We start from the raw sequence: 16,533 nt of genomic DNA on the forward strand, positions 1-16,533 counted from the left end.
GCGATGGGTAGTCCAATGAAGCAGCCGCCCGAGGTCAGGCGCCGAAGAATCCTGGAACTCGTCAGCGAAGGGGATTTCCTGAGGCCCGCCGACATTGCATCCATGATGTCTGTCTCCGGAGAAACCGTACGCAGGGATCTTATGGCCTTGGAGAGGTCCGGGGAGCTCAAACGCATCCACGGCGGAGCGATGCCCCCTGTCAAGGTGACTGATAGCGAACCCGACAGGGCCAACCGCTCCATGGAAAACCCGCAAGAGAAGGACGAGATCGGGGCCGCCGCCGCCGCGCTGATCGGTGATACCGACACAATCTTTCTCGATGTCGGTACCACTGTGGAAGCTACGGCAAGGGCACTGCCCCCGACATTCCACGGCATAGTCATCACCAATAGCCTGGTGGTGGGATCCATCCTTAGTGACCGTCCGGATGTGGAACTGTACGTGCTTGGCGGTCGCGTCCGAGCCGGCGAAATGACCACATACGGCCCCGATGCCCTTGCCCAGGTCCGAAGCTTCAACGCGAACTGGGCCTTTCTTGGCGCTGGGGGAGTGGATGTCCGGGCGGGCCTGACGGATTATTCATCTGAGGATGTGGCAATCAAGCAACTGATGATTGAGAAGTCTGCGAAGACTTACATCCTGGCGGTTGGTGACAAGCTGGGACGCATTGCTGTCCGCCATGTCTGCGATCTGGACGATATCAGAGGGGTAATCACTGACAGCAAGGCTAGTAGTGCCCGAATCAACTCCCTGAAGGACGCAGGCATCGAAGTCGTCCAGGGCGGGAACCCGAGTGAGGCGTCCAGCTAGACTCCCGCCGGCACCGCACGACTCAGATACCCCGCACGAAAGTGCGGGGTATCTGCATTTAAGCCGGCCAGCACCGTCCGCCTGGAAGGGACGGAAGCCTCCGGGGACCTTGTGATTGCGCTCCCGGGCCGGGCTTCTGAGGCTGATCGTGGAATTATGTGGACATGTGTTTGACCGATTCCCGCCACCGATCGCCGTCAAACCAAGGAGAAACTGAGCAATTGTGACGCTTGCAACAATTACCCCTTGACGTCCAAGCCTCACAGATCCATACTTTTCCTTATGAATCCTCATAAATCCACAAAACGGATCGATGCGATTCCAACGCACGTGGCTCCTAGCGCCCCGTAGGCCTTATCCGGCCGCTGTCATGTCGCCATGAACATGAGGCACCACGGAACAACCAATTCCAACGAACCAACACCCCGCGCCCGGCCTACCCCAGCAACGACGCTCCGACGGGCATTCATCGAAGGACACTCGCTCCAATGACACACAACCCTCCACCGGCAGGCAGTACCGTGCCGGGCACGGACACAGACGTTGAAGAGTACGGTTACAAGCAGGAAATGAAGCGCGGAACGGGCAGATTCGCCTCTTTTGCCGTCGCTTTCGCGTTCGTTTCCATCGCCACGGGCATCTTCACTACCTATGGCGCAGTTCTCAACAGCTCCGGGCCGGCTGGCATCTGGACCTGGCCGATTGTCACGGTCGGTCAACTCATGGTCGCTCTCATTTTCGGCTCGTTGGCCGCCCGCATCCCGGTGACCGGCTACTCCTACCAGTGGATGTCGCGCTTGGCCAACCCGGTACTGGGCTGGATCATGGGCTGGATCTCCTTCACGTTCCTCGCAATCGTGGTGGTCGCAGTCGACTACACCATTGCATCAACGGTCCTGCCTGTTCTTCTCGGCTACGAGGGAACCCCTGCGAACGCCTGGCTGATCACCAGCATCGTGCTGGCTTTGCAGGCCCTGTTGGTTGCCTTTTCCACCCGCTGGACAGAGCGGGTGAACAACTTCGCCGTCTCAGCCGAACTCATCGGCATGATCCTGCTCGTCGTGCTGCTCATCGTCGTCGGCGCAGTCGCCAAGGAGCTGAACGTGGGCAATCTGTTCTCCACGGGCTCCCTCCCCGCGCAGGATTACTTCAGCGTCGGCTCGTTGCTCCACGTCGGGCCTTGGATGATGGGGACTTTGCTGGGCGCGTTCACGATCGTGGGATTCGAATCCGCAGCTAACCTCGCCGAAGAAACCAAAGACCCTGCCAGGGTTGTGCCTCGTGCCATGTGGCAAGCAGTCCTCGCATCCGGCGTCCTGGGCTTCTTCTTCCTCCTGGCCATCACCATGCTGGCAGGCGATCCCGCGACCCTGGCCGGGTCCGGAACTCCCGTAGCCGACGTCATCAACCGTGTTCTCGGGCCGGTCGTGGGCACCGCGCTGCTCGTCATGGTCGTCATCGCAATCTTTGCCTGCGGCATGGTGATCCTCATGACCGGAGTCCGGCTCGTTTGGGCAATGTCCCGCGACGACCGATTCCCAGGCCACGCCGTCTGGCGCAAGGTCTCGCCGCGCTTCGGAACCCCCACGGCGGCAACCGGGCTCATGTTTGTCCTTGGTGAGCTGATCCTCGGCCTCTTCGCCTTCCAGACCGATGCACTCTTCAGCCTCTTTGGTGCCGCCACACTGCTGCCCGCGGTCATCTACGCTTCCACGGTCCTGCTGTATATCCTCAAGCGCAAGAGCCTTCCGCCAAGCAAGGGATTCACCTTGGGCAAGTTCGAGGTACCCGTCATCATCCTCGCCGCTGTGTGGCTGATCTTCATGCTGTCTATTTTCAGGGACGCATCCTTCATCAACTCCTGGCTGTACGTGGCCATCATGGTCGCAATCGGCGCTGTCTACCTGGTCTTCCTGCTGATCCGCCGCGGAGGTCCGTCCGGACTCGCCATGCCCGATCTGCACTCGATCGATGCCGAGCTGGATGCCGACGCCAAACACTCCGAAAGGGCGCAGGGCAAGTGACCACCGTTCTATCCATCGACCAGGGCACGTCCGGAACCAAGGCCGTCGTCGTCGACGGCAGCGGCAAAATCCTGGGCCTGGCCGAGCAAACAGTCCGGCCACACTACCTGCCCGGCAGCGGCGTCGAGCAGGACCCGCAGGAACTGCTCGACTCCGTTCTCGAAACCGGAAGGGCCGCCGTCGCGCAATCCGGCGCATTGATCGATATCGTCACCATCGCCAACCAAGGGGAAACCGTGCTGGCCTGGGACCCTGCGACCGGCAAGCCCCTATCCAACATGATCGTGTGGCAGGACCGGCGCGCCGAAAGCATCTGCGCCGGCCTTGCAGAACATCGGGATGAATTCGCAAGCCGCACGGGACTTATCCTCGACCCGTACTTCTCCGCCCCCAAGCAGGCCTGGATCCGGAAAAATGTCACCCGGGATGGTGTGGTCACAACCTCCGACAGTTGGCTCGTCCATCACCTGACCGGAGAATTCGTCACTGACGTGAGCACCGCCAGCCGGTCCCTGACCACCGACCTGGACAGCACGGAATGGGACCGCGAACTGCTGGATCTGTTCGAACTCGGCGACGAACCGCTCCCCAAGATTCTGCCGTCCGACGCGATCGCGGGCTCAACGAGTGCCTTCGGCGGGCTCATGGCCGTCGGTGGCCTTATTGTGGACCAACAAGCGGCCCTCCTGGCCGAGAACTGCCTCGAAGCCGGCGAAGCGAAGTGCACCTTCGGCACGGGGGCGTTCCTGCTGGCCAACACCGGAACATCGGCAACTCGCTCAACGGCCGGACTCGCCGCATCGGTTGCCTGGACTGTCAAAGACAAGCCCACCTACTGCTTTGATGGGCAGGTGTATACGGCGGCCTCCGCCGTCAGGTGGCTCCAAGGAATGGGCTTCATCAAGTCAGCTTCCGAGCTCGACGTCGTAGCCGCCACCGACTCCGGCGGGGTGCTCAGCGTCCCTGCTTTCGCGGGCCTGGCTGCGCCGTGGTGGAGCCCGGAGGCCAAAGCATCCCTCACGGGAATGACTCTCTCCACCGGACCGGAACACATCGTGCTCGCCGTCTTGCAGGGTATCGCCGCACAGGTCGCAGAGCTGGGCTCCCTCGTCGCTTCAGACATCGGCCATCCGCTCCAGCGGCTGCGGGCAGACGGCGGGCTGACGCAAAGCCGGGTTCTGATGCAGGCCGTCGCCGATCTCATGCAGATAGAAATCGACGTGTATCCCTCCCAGCACGCTACGCCCCTGGGCGCGGCGGCCCTGGCCAGAGTGGCCCTTGAACCGTCCCGCACACTCCAGGACGCCGTCGTTCCCTGGAGCCCCAGCACTGTCTATGAACCGAAGTGGTCGGCAGACCAAGCAGCCGAGTTCCGCGCGCGGTGGGCAACCGCCGTCGAGGCAACCCGGTGACGAAGGAGAACACCCAAATGAGCAACACCCAGAACAAAACCTACGATGTAGCCGTGATCGGCGCTGGCATTGTGGGCTCGGCCATCGCGCGGAAACTGGCCGGGTACCGGCTTAGCGTCGCGCTCCTCGATGCGCGCGAGGACGTAGGGGACGGGACGAGTAAAGCCAACACCGCGATCCTGCACACAGGATTCGACGCAAAGCCCGGAACTCTTGAGTCGAAGATGGTGCGCGAGGGCTACCACTTGCTCTCTGAGTACGCCAAGCAGACGGGAATTCCGGTCGAACACACCGGCGCCATCCTTGTGGCGTGGGATGACGAGCAGCGGGACGCCCTGCCCGGCCTGAAGGAAAAGGCCGAGCAAAATGGATACGCCAAGACCGAGATCATCGACGCGGCGGAAATCTACCGGCTTCTGCCCCATCTGGGCGAGGGCGCCCTGGCCGGGCTCTCCGTCCCGGACGAGTCCATTATCTGCACCTGGACCACCAACCTTGCCCTGGCCACCGAGGCTGTCCAGCGCGGAACGGAGCTCCTGCTCCGACGCCGCGTTGCCAGCATCGACCGGGTCGACGGCGTCACGAACCTTTACACAAGCATCGATCGGATCAGCGCCCGATGGGTCATCAACGCCGCCGGGCTGGGCGGAGACACGATCGACCAGCTGTTCGGCTATGACCGGATCCACCTGACCCCCCGTCGCGGCGAGCTGCTTGTGTACGACAAGCAAGCACGGCCCCTCGTGGACAAAATCGTTCTGCCGGTGCCGACCGCACTGGGCAAGGGTGTGCTGGTCAGCCCCACCATTTACGGCAACGTGATGCTGGGCCCCACCGCTGAAGACCTCAAGGACCGAACCGACACGGGAACGTCCGAGAGCGGTTTCGCCTTCCTGAGGGGCAAGGGCGAGAAGATCATGCCCAAACTCCTGGAAGAAGAGGTAACGGCCACCTACGCTGGACTGCGCGCAGCCAGCGACTATCCCGACTACCTCATCGAAGTCGACACGGAACAGCAGTACGTGATCGCCGGCGGCATCCGCTCCACCGGCTTGACCTCCGGTATCGCCGTAGCCGAATACGTCGACGAACTCCTTAGGGCATCGGGCGCCATCCAGCTGGTCGAGCGCGACAACCTGCCCGAACCACCGCACATGCCCAACATCGGCGAAGCTTTCCTCCGCCCTTACCAAGATGCAGCGAGGATCGCTGAAGACCCCGCGTACGGGAAGATCGTGTGCTTCTGCGAACGTGTCACCGCCGGTGAAATCCGCGATACGTTCAGTTCCCCGATCCCGCCGTGCACACTGGACGGGTTGCGCCGCCGGACCCGCGCCCAGAACGGCCGGTGCCAGGGCTTTTTCTGCGGGGCGGAAGTAAACGAGCTTCTCGAATCCCGCGGTAAGAGCGTCAACGTCCCAGCTGATCCGAACGCAAACGTTGCCAGCGTGGAGGTCACCAAGTGAGCACGAACGGCACGGTCCTGACCCCGACCGTCCTGATCATCGGCGCCGGACCGTCCGGCCTGCGCGCCGCAGCCGAATTGGCTCCGCGTGTGAGCGGCGAAGTCCTCGTCCTCGAACGGGAAAGTGTCGCTGGCGGCATCCCGCGGCACAGCGACCACCCCGGCTACGGAATCCGTGACATGGGCAAGTTCATCGACGGGCCCAGATACGCCCGTATTCTGCGGGAGCAGGCAACCGCTGCCGGTGCGAAGATCCTCACCAACGCCACGGTCACCGACTGGGCAGGAGAGCGTTCCGTCAACGTCACGATGCCCGACGGTCGAGTGCGCGTCGACGCAAGGGTGATCATTCTCGCCACCGGCGCCAGGGAACGGCCCCGCCCTGCCCGGCTCATTCCAGGAGACCGTGGCAAAGGCATTTACACCACCGGGCACCTGCAGAACATCATCCACCTCAAGCACGGCAAGGTGGGCAAACGGGCTGTTATCGTCGGTGCCGAACTGGTCAGCTGGTCAGCTGCCATGAGCCTTAAGCACGTCAAGTGCAAGACAGTCCTGATGACCACCGAATACCCGAAGGCGGACGCCTACCGGCTATTCAGCGGACCCGGAAAGCTGTTCTTCGGCACCAAAGTGGCCACACGCACGAGGGTCACACGGATCATCGGAAAACCGAACGTCCAAGGTGTGGAGATCGAGAACATCGACACCGGCGAACGACGGATCGTCGACTGCGACACCGTCATCCTCACCGGCGACTGGATCCCGGACAACGAACTCGCCCGGGCGGCCGACGTCGACATCGACCCGGTGAGCAAATCACCCATCGTGGACGCGGCGCTGCGGACCAACAAATCCGGCATCTTTGCCATCGGCAACATGCTGCACCCCGTGGATACCGCCGACGTAGCGGCACTCGACGGCGCTGCCGTGGCCGAGCACGTTGTGAGCTACCTCAGGGGCGATCGGCCGGCGGGAGCACCGCTAAGTCTCACGGCCGATGCCCCGTTCAGGTGGGTAGCGCCTGCCCTGCTGCGCCAGCACGATCCCGCGCCGCCCCGCCGTCGGCTTCTGCTCTGGAGCGATACGTACGTCCCGTTCCCCGAAGTAGTCCTGCGCCAAAACGGCACCGTCATTGCCCGAAAGCGGCTTTGGTGGCCCGCAGCGCCCGGCCGGGTTTTCCGTGTCCCCTCCAGCCTGCTCAGCCAGATCAACTGGAACGACGGCGCCGTCACCATCGGCCTCGCCAAATGACAACAAAACCCTTCAACCAGGAGAAACAAATGAACCAGCGCCAGAACATCTCATCCGGATCCGCCCGCGAACCGATCCTCGGGTACTCCCGCGCGGTCCGCGTCGGAAACCAGATCGCCGTAGCCGGAACCACCGCCGGCTCCAGCAACGGCGCCGTCGGCGGAAACGATGCCGCCGCCCAGGCCCGCGAAATCTTCAACCGCATCGAGACCGCCCTCACCCAGGCCGGCGGCTCGTTCGCGGACGTCGTGCGCACCAGGGTCTATCTGACCAACATTGCAGACTTCGACGCCGTAGGCGCCGTCCACGGTGAAATCTTCGGCGACATCCGTCCCGTCACAGCTGTGGTTGAAGTCGGAGCGCTCGCCGCCGACGATCTGCTGGTCGAAGTCGAAGCCGACGCGATCCTGCAGTAACACTCGCCACCGCCTCACCGCCTCACCGCCTCGTCACGCTACGCAGCTTTTTGGCGCCCGGACTCCTCCCAAACCCCGGAATCCCGGGCTTGCGGTCCGTGGGGCGTCGAAAACCTGCTCTGCGTGACGCTCACCCCCGACGGCGGGGTGGCCGGCCGTCCTGGACGCCGGCCACCCTTCAGGTATAACTGCACTTTTAGAGTCCGGCGACACCGTTCGGAGTGCCGACGCCCGTGGGTCCGTCCCATCCGGTGCCGGAGAGGCACCATTGGCTCGTGGAGCAAGTGCCCGTTGAACCCGAGGCGACGTCATTGAATTGCCCGGAGTTTGTGTATGGGAGAGAGTTGGCCAACGCCGTTGAGCTGCCGGAGTTGCCGGAAAGCGCGTACATCGCAGCGACCAGGGGTGAGGAGAGGCTAGTGCCTCCGTACTGGGCCCATGACGAGGTCGTGCTACTGCTCGGTGCGTACACTGCCAATCCGGTCTGTGGATCTGCGACGGCGGCGACGTCTGCTGAGGCGCGCTTGCCGCACCCCGTGCCGAAGGTGGCAGCCGCCGGCAACGGGGCATTGACACTTGAGCATCCGGATCCCGAGCCGGACCAGGCGGACTCGCCCCACCCGCGGGTACTGGTGTTCTTGACCAACGATGTGCCTCCCACCGCGGTGACATAACTAGAGGAAGCGGGGTAGGACGAGCCGGAGTACCCGTTGTCACCGGTTGACGCCGTCACGGCGATGCCCGGGTGGTTGTAGTACGCGCCATAGGTGGAGTCGGATGAATCCCCGCCGCCGTAGCTGTTGGAAATCGCGACGACCCCTGGCTGTTTGGCGGCCGTTGCCACGGCTGTACCAAGATTGGTGATGCTGGCTGTTGTCGCTTGCACAACGAGGATCTTGCAGTCCGGGCAGGCTGCCGAGACGGCGTCGACGTCGAGGGCGGTTTCGTCGGCCCAGCCGGAATTGAACCTGGGAAGCTTGTTGCCGCCGTTTTGGTCCTTGATGGTGAGGCAGCCGTTGCTGACCGTGCATGCCGGAAGGCCGAACTGTGAGCGGTAAACGCCGAGATCGCGTTCAAGGTTCGGATACCCATAGGCATCTACGACTGCGACGGTCCGGCCGCCAGAGGTGAGGCCTGTGATGTTGTAGGCGCTCTGTATATCCGCAGGGGTCTTGCCGGTGGCAGGCGGAGCGCTCGAAGCGGGCTTGACTTGTCCTCCCTGCGACAGCGCCTTGGCCGGGGTCGTTGAATCATCGACGTACTTGAGCGCAAAACACGACGCAATGCCGCTTGGGACATCGGCGCAGACCCTCTCCGCATGCCAATTGGCGGGCGTAGATGGTTGGGCAACTGCCGCCGGCGCTATGGCTGAGACTGCACTCAGCAATAGCAGCAACGCCCCGGAAACGCTAAGAATCTTCTTCACGAAACCTCCCTGAGGATCAATAAGATCCGAGTTGACAGAACAGTCAACTCGGCGTGAAAAGCTTCGCACCAAACACCACTCTTGTCACCCACGTCACATCCACCCCCGGGGTCTCATGAGCCACCGCGGATCGGAGATTCATCGTTGGATTACTGGGGGTTGGCGTAATCGGGACTGTGGATGTGTTCGCGGCGGAAGCCGAGGCCGACGATGCGGCCCAGGAGGCGTTTGACCGGTGGGGTGTGGCTGATGAGCCGCATGAGTTGGATGGGTGGGCTTGTTTGGGCGAGGCGAGCGAGTTGGCGGGTCTGCTGTCGCTGCAATGCCTGTGCGAGGCGTACCGCGGGTTCGCGTCGTCGTTGCAGGCGCTGGAGGTCGGCGATGGTGATGGTGCCTGTGCGCAGCGGTACCGCGAGGTGATTGGCCGTGGCGACGGCGTCGGCGATGGCGTAATTGACCCCGGCGGCGCCGGCGGGTGACATGGCGTGCGCGGCGTCGCCGATGCACAACAGGCCGGGCTGATACCAGCGGCGCAGCCGATTGGAGCGCACCGAGAGCAGCTTGACCTGGTCCCAGTCGGTCAGCGCGACCAGGCCGGCGGCCAGGAACGGTGCGGCATGTGCCACCCGGTCGCGGAACTCGGCCAGGCCCGCGTCCTGAACCTGCGTGAGTGTTCCTTTCTCGATGATCGTGCCGCACTGCCAGTAGTCGCCGCGGTCGATGGCGAGCACGATCTGCCCGCCGCCGAGGTAGCCCAGCGTCGGCGGCGCATCCTGGCCGCGTGGCACGCGGAACCACAGCACGTCGATCGGCATCGCGAACTCCCGTACCGGCAGGTCCGAGTGTTCCCGGATAACGGAGAACCGGCCGTCACACGCGACGGTGAGGTCCGCCCGGATCTCTACGTCGCCCTCGGCCGTGCGCGCCTGTACGCCGGTCACTTGCTCGCCGTGGCGGAGCAGGCCGGTGGCCTCGGTGCTCATTTCCAGCCGGAAGGTGGGGTATTGCCTGGCCTGGCTGGCCAGGAAGTTCAGGAAGTCCCACTGAGGCATGAACGCCATGAACTTGCACCGGGTGGGCAGGTGCCGGAAGTCCACCAGCCCGAAAGTCTCTCCGTCAATCCCGAGCCGCAGTTCAGGTACCTCGGTGTGCGGCAGGCGCAGAAACTCTTCCAGCAATCCCAGCTCGGCCAGTACGTCGGTGGTCGCCGGATGGATGGTGTCGCCCCGGAAGTCGCGGAAAAAGTCGGCGTGCTTCTCCAACACGGTCACCTCGACTCCGGCGCGGGCCAGCAGGTAGCCCAGCATCATGCCGGCCGGTCCACCGCCGACCACACAACAACGCGTGTCCCAAGATCGTAGACCGGGAGCGGGTGTGGCTTCGGGTTCGCTGGACATCTCTAGCTCACCCCATCGACCGGCTGAGGCCGTCAAGGATGAGGTTCAGCCCGAAGTCGAATTCGTCCCCGAAGTCGTAGCCGGGTTTGAGGACATGTTCGGTGGCGATCTCCATCATGTGAGGGTATTGCCCGGTCGAAAAGCGTTCAACGATTGGCGCTGTGATCTCGGAGGCGGTGTCCCGGCCGTCAAAAGGCAGTGCGGCTTCCTGGAGTGCGAATCCGTAGATGTAACTGTCGAGGAGGGCGTAGGCATGGGCCGTCATGTGAACCGAAAAACCTGCTGCCCTCAAAGTCCCCAGCGTCGCTTCGTGGTGGCGCAGGTTCGCTTCGCCTGGGGAAGAACGGCTTTCCAACAGTCCGACCGCCCACGGATGGCGCTTGAGCGCGCTGCGCACTGCATGCGCCCGTCGATGCATTTCCTCCCGCCAGTCGCCCGCGGGGGAGGGTAGATCGATTTCACCGAAGACCATGTCCACGATCCCGTCCAGAATCTCATCCTTATTGGCCACGTAGTAGTAGAGCGACATGGGCTTGGTCCCCATGCTCCGGGCGAGCGAGCGGATGGTCAGTGCGGCGATTCCCGACTCGTCAGCGAGATCCACAGCGCAGCCGAGCACCCTTTCGCGGCTCAGCGGAAGGCGCCGCTGGGGGAGGGGCTGTGCAGTGTCCGGCATCGGGACTCCTTGGACTCTAGCGGTTTAGTACAGGGCTCTAGCGGTTTAGTACATTGTACGATATTCTTTTTAGTACAGCGTACGAAAAAGGTAGCTGTGCTCCCCAAATGTCTGGAAAGGAGCGGCCATGACCTCTGCTCAGCATGCTGCGGAGACTCCGACTTCGGGCGGCTCGCCCACGGCGCAGCCGCCCACGGCGGAGGTCACGATGCGGGCCATCGTGCAGGAGGCTTACGGCTCCGCCGAGGTCCTGCACATGGCGCTGATCCCCAAGCCGGATATTGCCGGGAACGAGGTGCTGGTTCGGGTCCACGCTGCAGGCCTGGACCGGGGGACCTGGCACGTAACCCGGGGCCTGCCGTACGCGTTGCGCCTGGCCTTCGGTATCCGCGCCCCCAAAAACCCTGTCCCCGGGCTGGACCTGGCCGGCGCGGTCGTGGCGGTCGGAGCGGCAGTGACCCGGTTCGCCGTCGGGGACCTGGTCTTCGGGGTCGGGAAGGGCTCTTTCGCCGAGTATGCGACGGCCCGCGAAAGCCAGCTCGCGCTCAAACCGGCGAACATCAGTTTCGAACAGGCCTCTGTGGTCCCTGTTTCCGCCTGCACTGCGCTGCAAGCTCTTCGCGCGGCAGGCCAGATAGCGCCGGGACAGAAGGTGCTGATCCTTGGCGCCTCGGGCGGAGTGGGCAGTTACGCTGTTCAGCTCGCCAAAGCTGCCGGGGCCGAAGTTACGGGCGTTTGCAGTACGGCCAAAATGGACCTGGTGCGCTCGCTCGGCGCGGACCACGTCGTCGACTACACCAAGCAGGACTTCGCCGACGGCACTGAACACTACGATTTGATCCTGGATATCGCCGGGAACCCCACCTTGGCACGCCTCCGCCGGGCGCTCACCCACTCCGGCACGGCCGTTATCACAGGCGGCGAAGAAGGCGGCTCCTGGACGGGCAGCATTGACAGGCAATTCCGGGCCCTGGCGCTGTCCCCGTTCATCAGTCAGCGGCTGACCATGGTCATGGCGACGCAAGGTGTTGCAGACCTCGAATACCTTGCCGGGCTCATCGACGCCGGGACCCTCATCCCGACCATCGACCGCAGCTATCCGCTGGAGCAGGTTCCGGACGCCATGCGTTATTTCGACGCCGGCAAAGTGCGGGGGAAAATCGCGATCACCATCTAGGAACTGAAACAGGTACTGGCAGTACGCGGTATGACAGGCACTCCCACGCGGACGCGGGGACTGGTTTTCTTGAATCAGTCCCCGTTTCCCAGCTTGGAAGGCCACCATGTCCGCGACTACCGTCAAATTCCTTCCGGAGACCGTCGCGCGTCCGCGCGCATCTCTGGCGGTTGCCATGCTGGGATTCTTTGTGGTCGCCTTGGACGCCCAGATTGTCAACGTCGCTCTGCCCGGGATCCGGAATGATTTCGGAGGGGGTCTTTCCGGCCTCCAGTGGATAGTCACCGGCTACACCTTGATGTTTTCGGCTCTGCAGCTGTTCGCCGGGACCTTCTCAGACCGCGTTGGAGCACGCCGCGCCTACGGCATCGGCATGATTCTCTTCACCGTTGCATCGATGGCATGCGGGTTCAGCCCCAGCCTTCCTGCACTGATCGCCGGCCGTGTCCTGCAGGGCATCGGTGCGGCAATGATTACCCCCACTTCCCTCGCGCTCATCCGGGAGGCCTTCCACGATCCAGCGCGTCGAGGCAGGGCAATCGTGTACTGGGGCTTGGGCGGCTCGGTCGCCGCGGCTGCCGGACCGGTGCTCGGCGGCATCCTCACCCAACTGGACTGGAGGCTGATCTTCTTCGTCAACTTTCCAGTGGGAGTGGCGGCCCTGCTCGTCCTCTCCCGAGTGGCTCCGTCGCCGCGACGCCCGATGCCCTTTGACTGGCTGGGGCAGATGACGGCGGTCCTCACGCTAGCCAGCCTTGCGTACGGCATCATCGAAGGCGCGGAACTCGGTTACGGAAGCCCGCAGATCCTGTTGACGTTCGCTGTATGTGTCGCATCGGCAGCCGTTTTCGTGGCCGCGCAAGCACGGGGCAGCCACCCTATGATCCCGCTCGACTTGTTCCGTTCACGCACAGTCTCCACAGCCCTGATCATCGCCGGGGTCACGATGGCAGCGTTCTACGGCGTCGTCTTCCTCCAGAGCCTCTATTTCCAACAGGAGCGCGGTGCCACCGCCCTGGAGACCGGACTCCTGTTCCTGCCCATGACCGGACTTGTTGCCCTCCTGAATCCCCTCGTGGCCAGGTTCGCGGAGCGATTTGGGCGTATTGTCGCGATCGTCGCGGGCCAGCTCCTGATGGCCGCGGGGCTGGCGGGCCTCTGCTTCCTGCCGGCCGACGCGCCCACCCTGCTGGCCGCATTCCTCATGGTGCCCGTCGGCGTCGGTGGTTCCTTCACGGTTCCCCCGATCATTGCCCTCATCCTGGACCATGTGCCGGCGGAGCTGGCGGGGACCGCCAGTGGAACGGTCAACACCGCCCGGCAGCTCGGAGGCTCCCTCGGCGTCGCGATCTTCGGCGCCGCGCTCGCCGGTCAGGACTTCATGGCAGGATTGCGCATCAGCCTCGGTATCACAGCCCTTCTCCTTCTCGTCCTTGTAGCGGTGTCCCTACCGCTTCGGCACGCGAAACAATCACAGCACTAGCGAAAGGAACACACAATGAAACTCGTACCCCCTACCCCCACGGCCAAAGCCCCGAAGGAGAGGTTCACGGGAGACGTCTACCTCAACTCCCTCCACAACGGTGAGGCGCCCTCGCATCTCGTGGCGGCGATGGTCCGCTTCACCCCCGGCGCCCGAACGAACTGGCATTCCCACCCCCTTGGCCAGACCCTTCACTGCACCGACGGCATCGGGTTCGTTGCTACCCGGGACGGCAGCGTGATCCTTATGCGCGCAGGAGACACGGTCCACACCCCGCCCGGCGAGGAACACTGGCACGGCGGAACACGGGACAACATGATGTGCCATCTGGCCTTGGTGGAGCACGACAACGGGATGAGCGCCACGTGGCTCGAACCCGTCAGCGACCAGGACTACGAAGCCGCCCACGCCCGAACCAGCCGATAACCCGCATCCAAGCGAAGGAAACCCCATGAACACCGTCACCCTCAACAACGGCGTCGAAATGCCGATCCTCGGCTTCGGCGTCTTCCAGATCCCCGACGAGGAAACCCAAGCCGCGGTGGAAGCAGCCCTCGACGCCGGTTACCGCCACCTGGACACGGCAGCCTCCTACGGCAATGAGGCCGCCGTCGGCGCGGCGATCAAGGCGAGCGGTATCGCCCGCGACGAACTATTCATCACCACGAAGCTCTGGATTCAGCACGCGCCGGAAGGCAGCGTTCAAGACGACACCAAGCGCGCCTTCGACAACTCACTCCGCCGCCTCGGACTGGACTACCTCGACCTTTACCTGATCCACCAGCCCCTTGGGGACTACTACAGCGAGTGGCGCGCTATGCAGGACATCAACAAAGACGGCCTCGCCCGCGCGATCGGGGTCTCGAACTTCCACCTCGACCGGCTGGTGGACCTCATCGACCACAACGAGATCGTCCCGGCCGTCAACCAGATCGAGACCCACCCCTTCCACCAGCGCGCCGCCGATCAAGCAATGATGCGCGAACGCGGGGTCCAAATCGAGTCCTGGGGTCCATTCGCCGAAGGCAAGAACAACCTGTTCACCAATCCGCTCCTCAGCTCCATCGCCGACGCACACGCCAAGTCCGTCGCCCAGGTGGTACTCCGTTGGCTCATCCAGCGCGAGGTCGTCGTCATCCCCAAGTCAGTCCGACCGGAACGCATGGCCCAGAACCTCGACGTCTTCGACTTCGCCCTCACGGACGAGCAGATAAACCAGATCACCACCCTGGACACCGATGCCAGCCTCTTCTTCGACCACCGTGACCCCGCCATGGTGAGCTGGCTGGGCGGACGCAGGATCGGCTGACGCCGAGTTCCCGCCCCGCCCTCTTACAGCAAACTTGCAGCTTCTGTCCGGTTCCCGCACTGTGTTCCGGTTCTATCCTGAGGGGGTGGAACAGAATACGGAGTCAGGGAGCGCAGCCCCGCGGGAAGACCGCGAGCCCCGCTTCAGGTTGAGCCGGCGCGGGTTCCTTTCCGGGGCGGGGATGGCAGGCGCGGGATTGGTCGCCGGACTCGGCATCGCGAGGGCAGGCGTGTTGCCCGGAGGAACGGCCCCAGTCAGCGCGGCCACGCCGACGCCGGCAGCGTCACCTTCGCCGTCGGCGAGCAGCACAGCTTCCGCACCTGCGATACGTAGCTTCGTTTCCACCGCTTTGACCGCTGCGCACGTTGCCAGCTGGGCTACCGGGCCTACCGGGGCGGGCCTGCTGTTCGTCGGACCGATGGGCCACGGCACCAGCGGGCTGATCATGGACAACCATGGGGAACCGATATGGATGGAACCGACAGGTTCAGGCGTGACGGACCTTCGCGTGCAAGCCTTCGAAGGCCAAGCGGTGTTGACTTATTGGACTGGAATCGGAACCGGTGGACACGGTGCAGGGAAGGGCGTCGTCAAGGACCTCCGCTACCGCACAGTGGCCGAAGTCAACACAGGCAACGGGCTGCAAGCGGATCTGCACGAGTTCACCATCACCCCCGCCGGGACGGCGTTGATGATCTCCTACCCAACCGTCCAGCATGACCTGACGTCGGTGGGCGGACCTGCGCAGGGTTACATGTTTGATTGCCATGTCCAGGAAATCGGAATCCGTTCCGGCAAAGTCCTCTTCGATTGGACAGCCTCGGACCATATCGACCTCGCTGAGTCCTACCTGCGTCCATCCGATAACCCCAAGGCCGACGGCTCCGACGCCACAAAAGCGTTCGATCCATTCCACCTCAATTCCGTGGACGAGAGCGGGGACGCGCTCCTCGTTTCGTCCCGCCATACGCACACCGCCTATTTGATAGGCCGTCCGGATGGGAAGATCCGCTGGCGTTTGGGCGGGAAACGCAGCGACTTCTCGATGACTCCGGAATCTGTCTTCGCTTGGCAGCATGATGTTCGACGCCGGCCCAACGGCATCATCAGCATGTTCGACAACCATTACAACCAAGGCACCACCGGGACGTCGCGCGGGCTGCTCCTCACCGTTGACGAAAAGGCGCGCACCGCCGTCGTCAAGCAGGAGTTCAGCAGGGGCGGCCACCGGGGCGACGCCGAAGGGAACCTGCAGTTCCTGGATAACGGGCACGTCCTGGTGGGCTGGGGCGCGGACCCTGCCGCCACCGAATTCACTCCCGATGGGAAGGCGGTATTCGAGGCGACCGGACTGGGCGATGCCTCTTATCGCACCTACCGCTCGCTGTGGACAGGCCGGCCGGACACTGTCCCCGACCTGGCCGCGGTTCCGGGCAACGGGTCCACGATGCAGCTCTACTCCAGCTGGAATGGCGCAACCGAGGTTGCCAAGTGGAGGTTCCTGACCGGAACCGGCCCCGGTTCGATGTCCGAGGCAGTGACGGTTCCGCGTCGCGGCTTTGAAACGTCGACGGCGGTGGCCGCCGCGCCGAGGGCCGCCGTCGAAGCCTTGGACAAGTCCGGCAACGTTTTGGCGACGTCCACGGTCATCGCCACTGCCTGACTCCCCGCATTTCCGCCTCCC

14 protein-coding genes are annotated in these 16,533 nt (G+C 63.7%); 11 read left to right on the forward strand and 3 right to left on the reverse strand.

Annotated elements, in window-relative coordinates; genetic code table 11:
- Nucleotides 1-15 precede the first annotated feature (15 nt).
- The 6 genes from NFJ07_RS12815 (at nucleotide 16) to NFJ07_RS12840 (ending at nucleotide 7,381) form a co-directional block, all read left to right on the forward strand.
- Entirely contained in the window at nucleotides 16-810 is a 795-nt protein-coding gene (locus NFJ07_RS12815; protein ID WP_269994855.1) for a DeoR/GlpR family DNA-binding transcription regulator, read from the forward strand.
- A 488-nt stretch (nucleotides 811-1,298) separates the two neighbouring features.
- The gene (locus tag NFJ07_RS12820) at nucleotides 1,299-2,834 is read left to right on the forward strand and encodes an amino acid permease (RefSeq protein WP_269994858.1); all 1,536 of its coding nucleotides are present in this window, start codon (nucleotides 1,299-1,301) and stop codon (nucleotides 2,832-2,834) included.
- Nucleotides 2,831-4,246 (forward strand): FGGY family carbohydrate kinase, encoded by a 1,416-nt coding sequence (locus NFJ07_RS12825; protein WP_269994860.1) that lies wholly within the window; start codon nucleotides 2,831-2,833, stop codon nucleotides 4,244-4,246. The genes NFJ07_RS12820 and NFJ07_RS12825 overlap by 4 nt, the downstream gene beginning before the upstream one ends.
- A gap of 17 nt (nucleotides 4,247-4,263) precedes the next feature.
- The gene (locus NFJ07_RS12830) at nucleotides 4,264-5,712 is read left to right on the forward strand and encodes an NAD(P)/FAD-dependent oxidoreductase (RefSeq protein WP_269994861.1); all 1,449 of its coding nucleotides are present in this window, start codon (nucleotides 4,264-4,266) and stop codon (nucleotides 5,710-5,712) included.
- Nucleotides 5,709-6,965: an NAD(P)/FAD-dependent oxidoreductase gene (locus NFJ07_RS12835; RefSeq protein WP_269994863.1), complete on the forward strand. Its 1,257-nt coding sequence runs from the start codon at nucleotides 5,709-5,711 to the stop codon at nucleotides 6,963-6,965. The genes NFJ07_RS12830 and NFJ07_RS12835 overlap by 4 nt, the downstream gene beginning before the upstream one ends.
- 29 nt (nucleotides 6,966-6,994) lie before the next feature.
- Nucleotides 6,995-7,381 carry a RidA family protein gene (locus tag NFJ07_RS12840; protein ID WP_269994864.1) on the forward strand — a complete coding sequence of 129 codons (387 nt, stop codon included), beginning with the start codon at nucleotides 6,995-6,997 and terminating at the stop codon, nucleotides 7,379-7,381.
- A 196-nt stretch (nucleotides 7,382-7,577) separates the two neighbouring features.
- Here the strand turns inward: NFJ07_RS12840 and NFJ07_RS12845 are convergent, their stop codons facing one another.
- From NFJ07_RS12845 to NFJ07_RS12855, 3 genes are all read right to left on the reverse strand, one after another.
- Entirely contained in the window at nucleotides 7,578-8,807 is a 1,230-nt protein-coding gene (locus NFJ07_RS12845; RefSeq protein ID WP_269994866.1) for a S53 family peptidase, read from the reverse strand.
- A 149-nt stretch (nucleotides 8,808-8,956) separates the two neighbouring features.
- Nucleotides 8,957-10,204 (reverse strand): FAD-dependent oxidoreductase, encoded by a 1,248-nt coding sequence (locus tag NFJ07_RS12850; RefSeq protein ID WP_269994868.1) that lies wholly within the window; start codon nucleotides 10,202-10,204, stop codon nucleotides 8,957-8,959.
- 7 nt (nucleotides 10,205-10,211) lie between these two features.
- Nucleotides 10,212-10,880: a TetR/AcrR family transcriptional regulator gene (locus NFJ07_RS12855; RefSeq protein WP_269994869.1), complete on the reverse strand. Its 669-nt coding sequence runs from the start codon at nucleotides 10,878-10,880 to the stop codon at nucleotides 10,212-10,214.
- A 127-nt stretch (nucleotides 10,881-11,007) separates the two neighbouring features.
- Here NFJ07_RS12855 and NFJ07_RS12860 point away from each other — a divergent pair, with 127 nt between their 5' ends.
- The 5 genes from NFJ07_RS12860 to NFJ07_RS12880 all read left to right on the forward strand — a co-directional run bounded on the left by NFJ07_RS12860 (nucleotide 11,008) and on the right by NFJ07_RS12880 (nucleotide 16,512).
- Nucleotides 11,008-12,057 carry an NAD(P)-dependent alcohol dehydrogenase gene (locus NFJ07_RS12860; RefSeq protein WP_269994870.1) on the forward strand — a complete coding sequence of 350 codons (1,050 nt, stop codon included), beginning with the start codon at nucleotides 11,008-11,010 and terminating at the stop codon, nucleotides 12,055-12,057.
- Between the two features lie 106 nt (nucleotides 12,058-12,163).
- Nucleotides 12,164-13,540: an MFS transporter gene (locus NFJ07_RS12865; protein ID WP_269994872.1), complete on the forward strand. Its 1,377-nt coding sequence runs from the start codon at nucleotides 12,164-12,166 to the stop codon at nucleotides 13,538-13,540.
- A gap of 15 nt (nucleotides 13,541-13,555) precedes the next feature.
- On the forward strand, nucleotides 13,556-13,966 hold the full coding sequence (locus NFJ07_RS12870; protein ID WP_269994873.1) for a (R)-mandelonitrile lyase: 411 nt from the start codon (nucleotides 13,556-13,558) through the stop codon (nucleotides 13,964-13,966).
- Nucleotides 13,967-13,991: 25 nt separating this feature from the next.
- Entirely contained in the window at nucleotides 13,992-14,849 is an 858-nt protein-coding gene (locus NFJ07_RS12875) for an aldo/keto reductase (protein ID WP_269994874.1), read from the forward strand.
- An 85-nt stretch (nucleotides 14,850-14,934) separates the two neighbouring features.
- A complete protein-coding gene (locus tag NFJ07_RS12880) occupies nucleotides 14,935-16,512 on the forward strand; it encodes an arylsulfotransferase family protein (RefSeq protein ID WP_269994876.1) in 1,578 nt (525 codons plus the stop codon).
- Nucleotides 16,513-16,533: the final 21 nt, after the last annotated feature.

This window comes from Arthrobacter sp. B2a2-09, assembly GCF_027587375.1.
Lineage (GTDB): Bacteria > Actinomycetota > Actinomycetes > Actinomycetales > Micrococcaceae > Arthrobacter.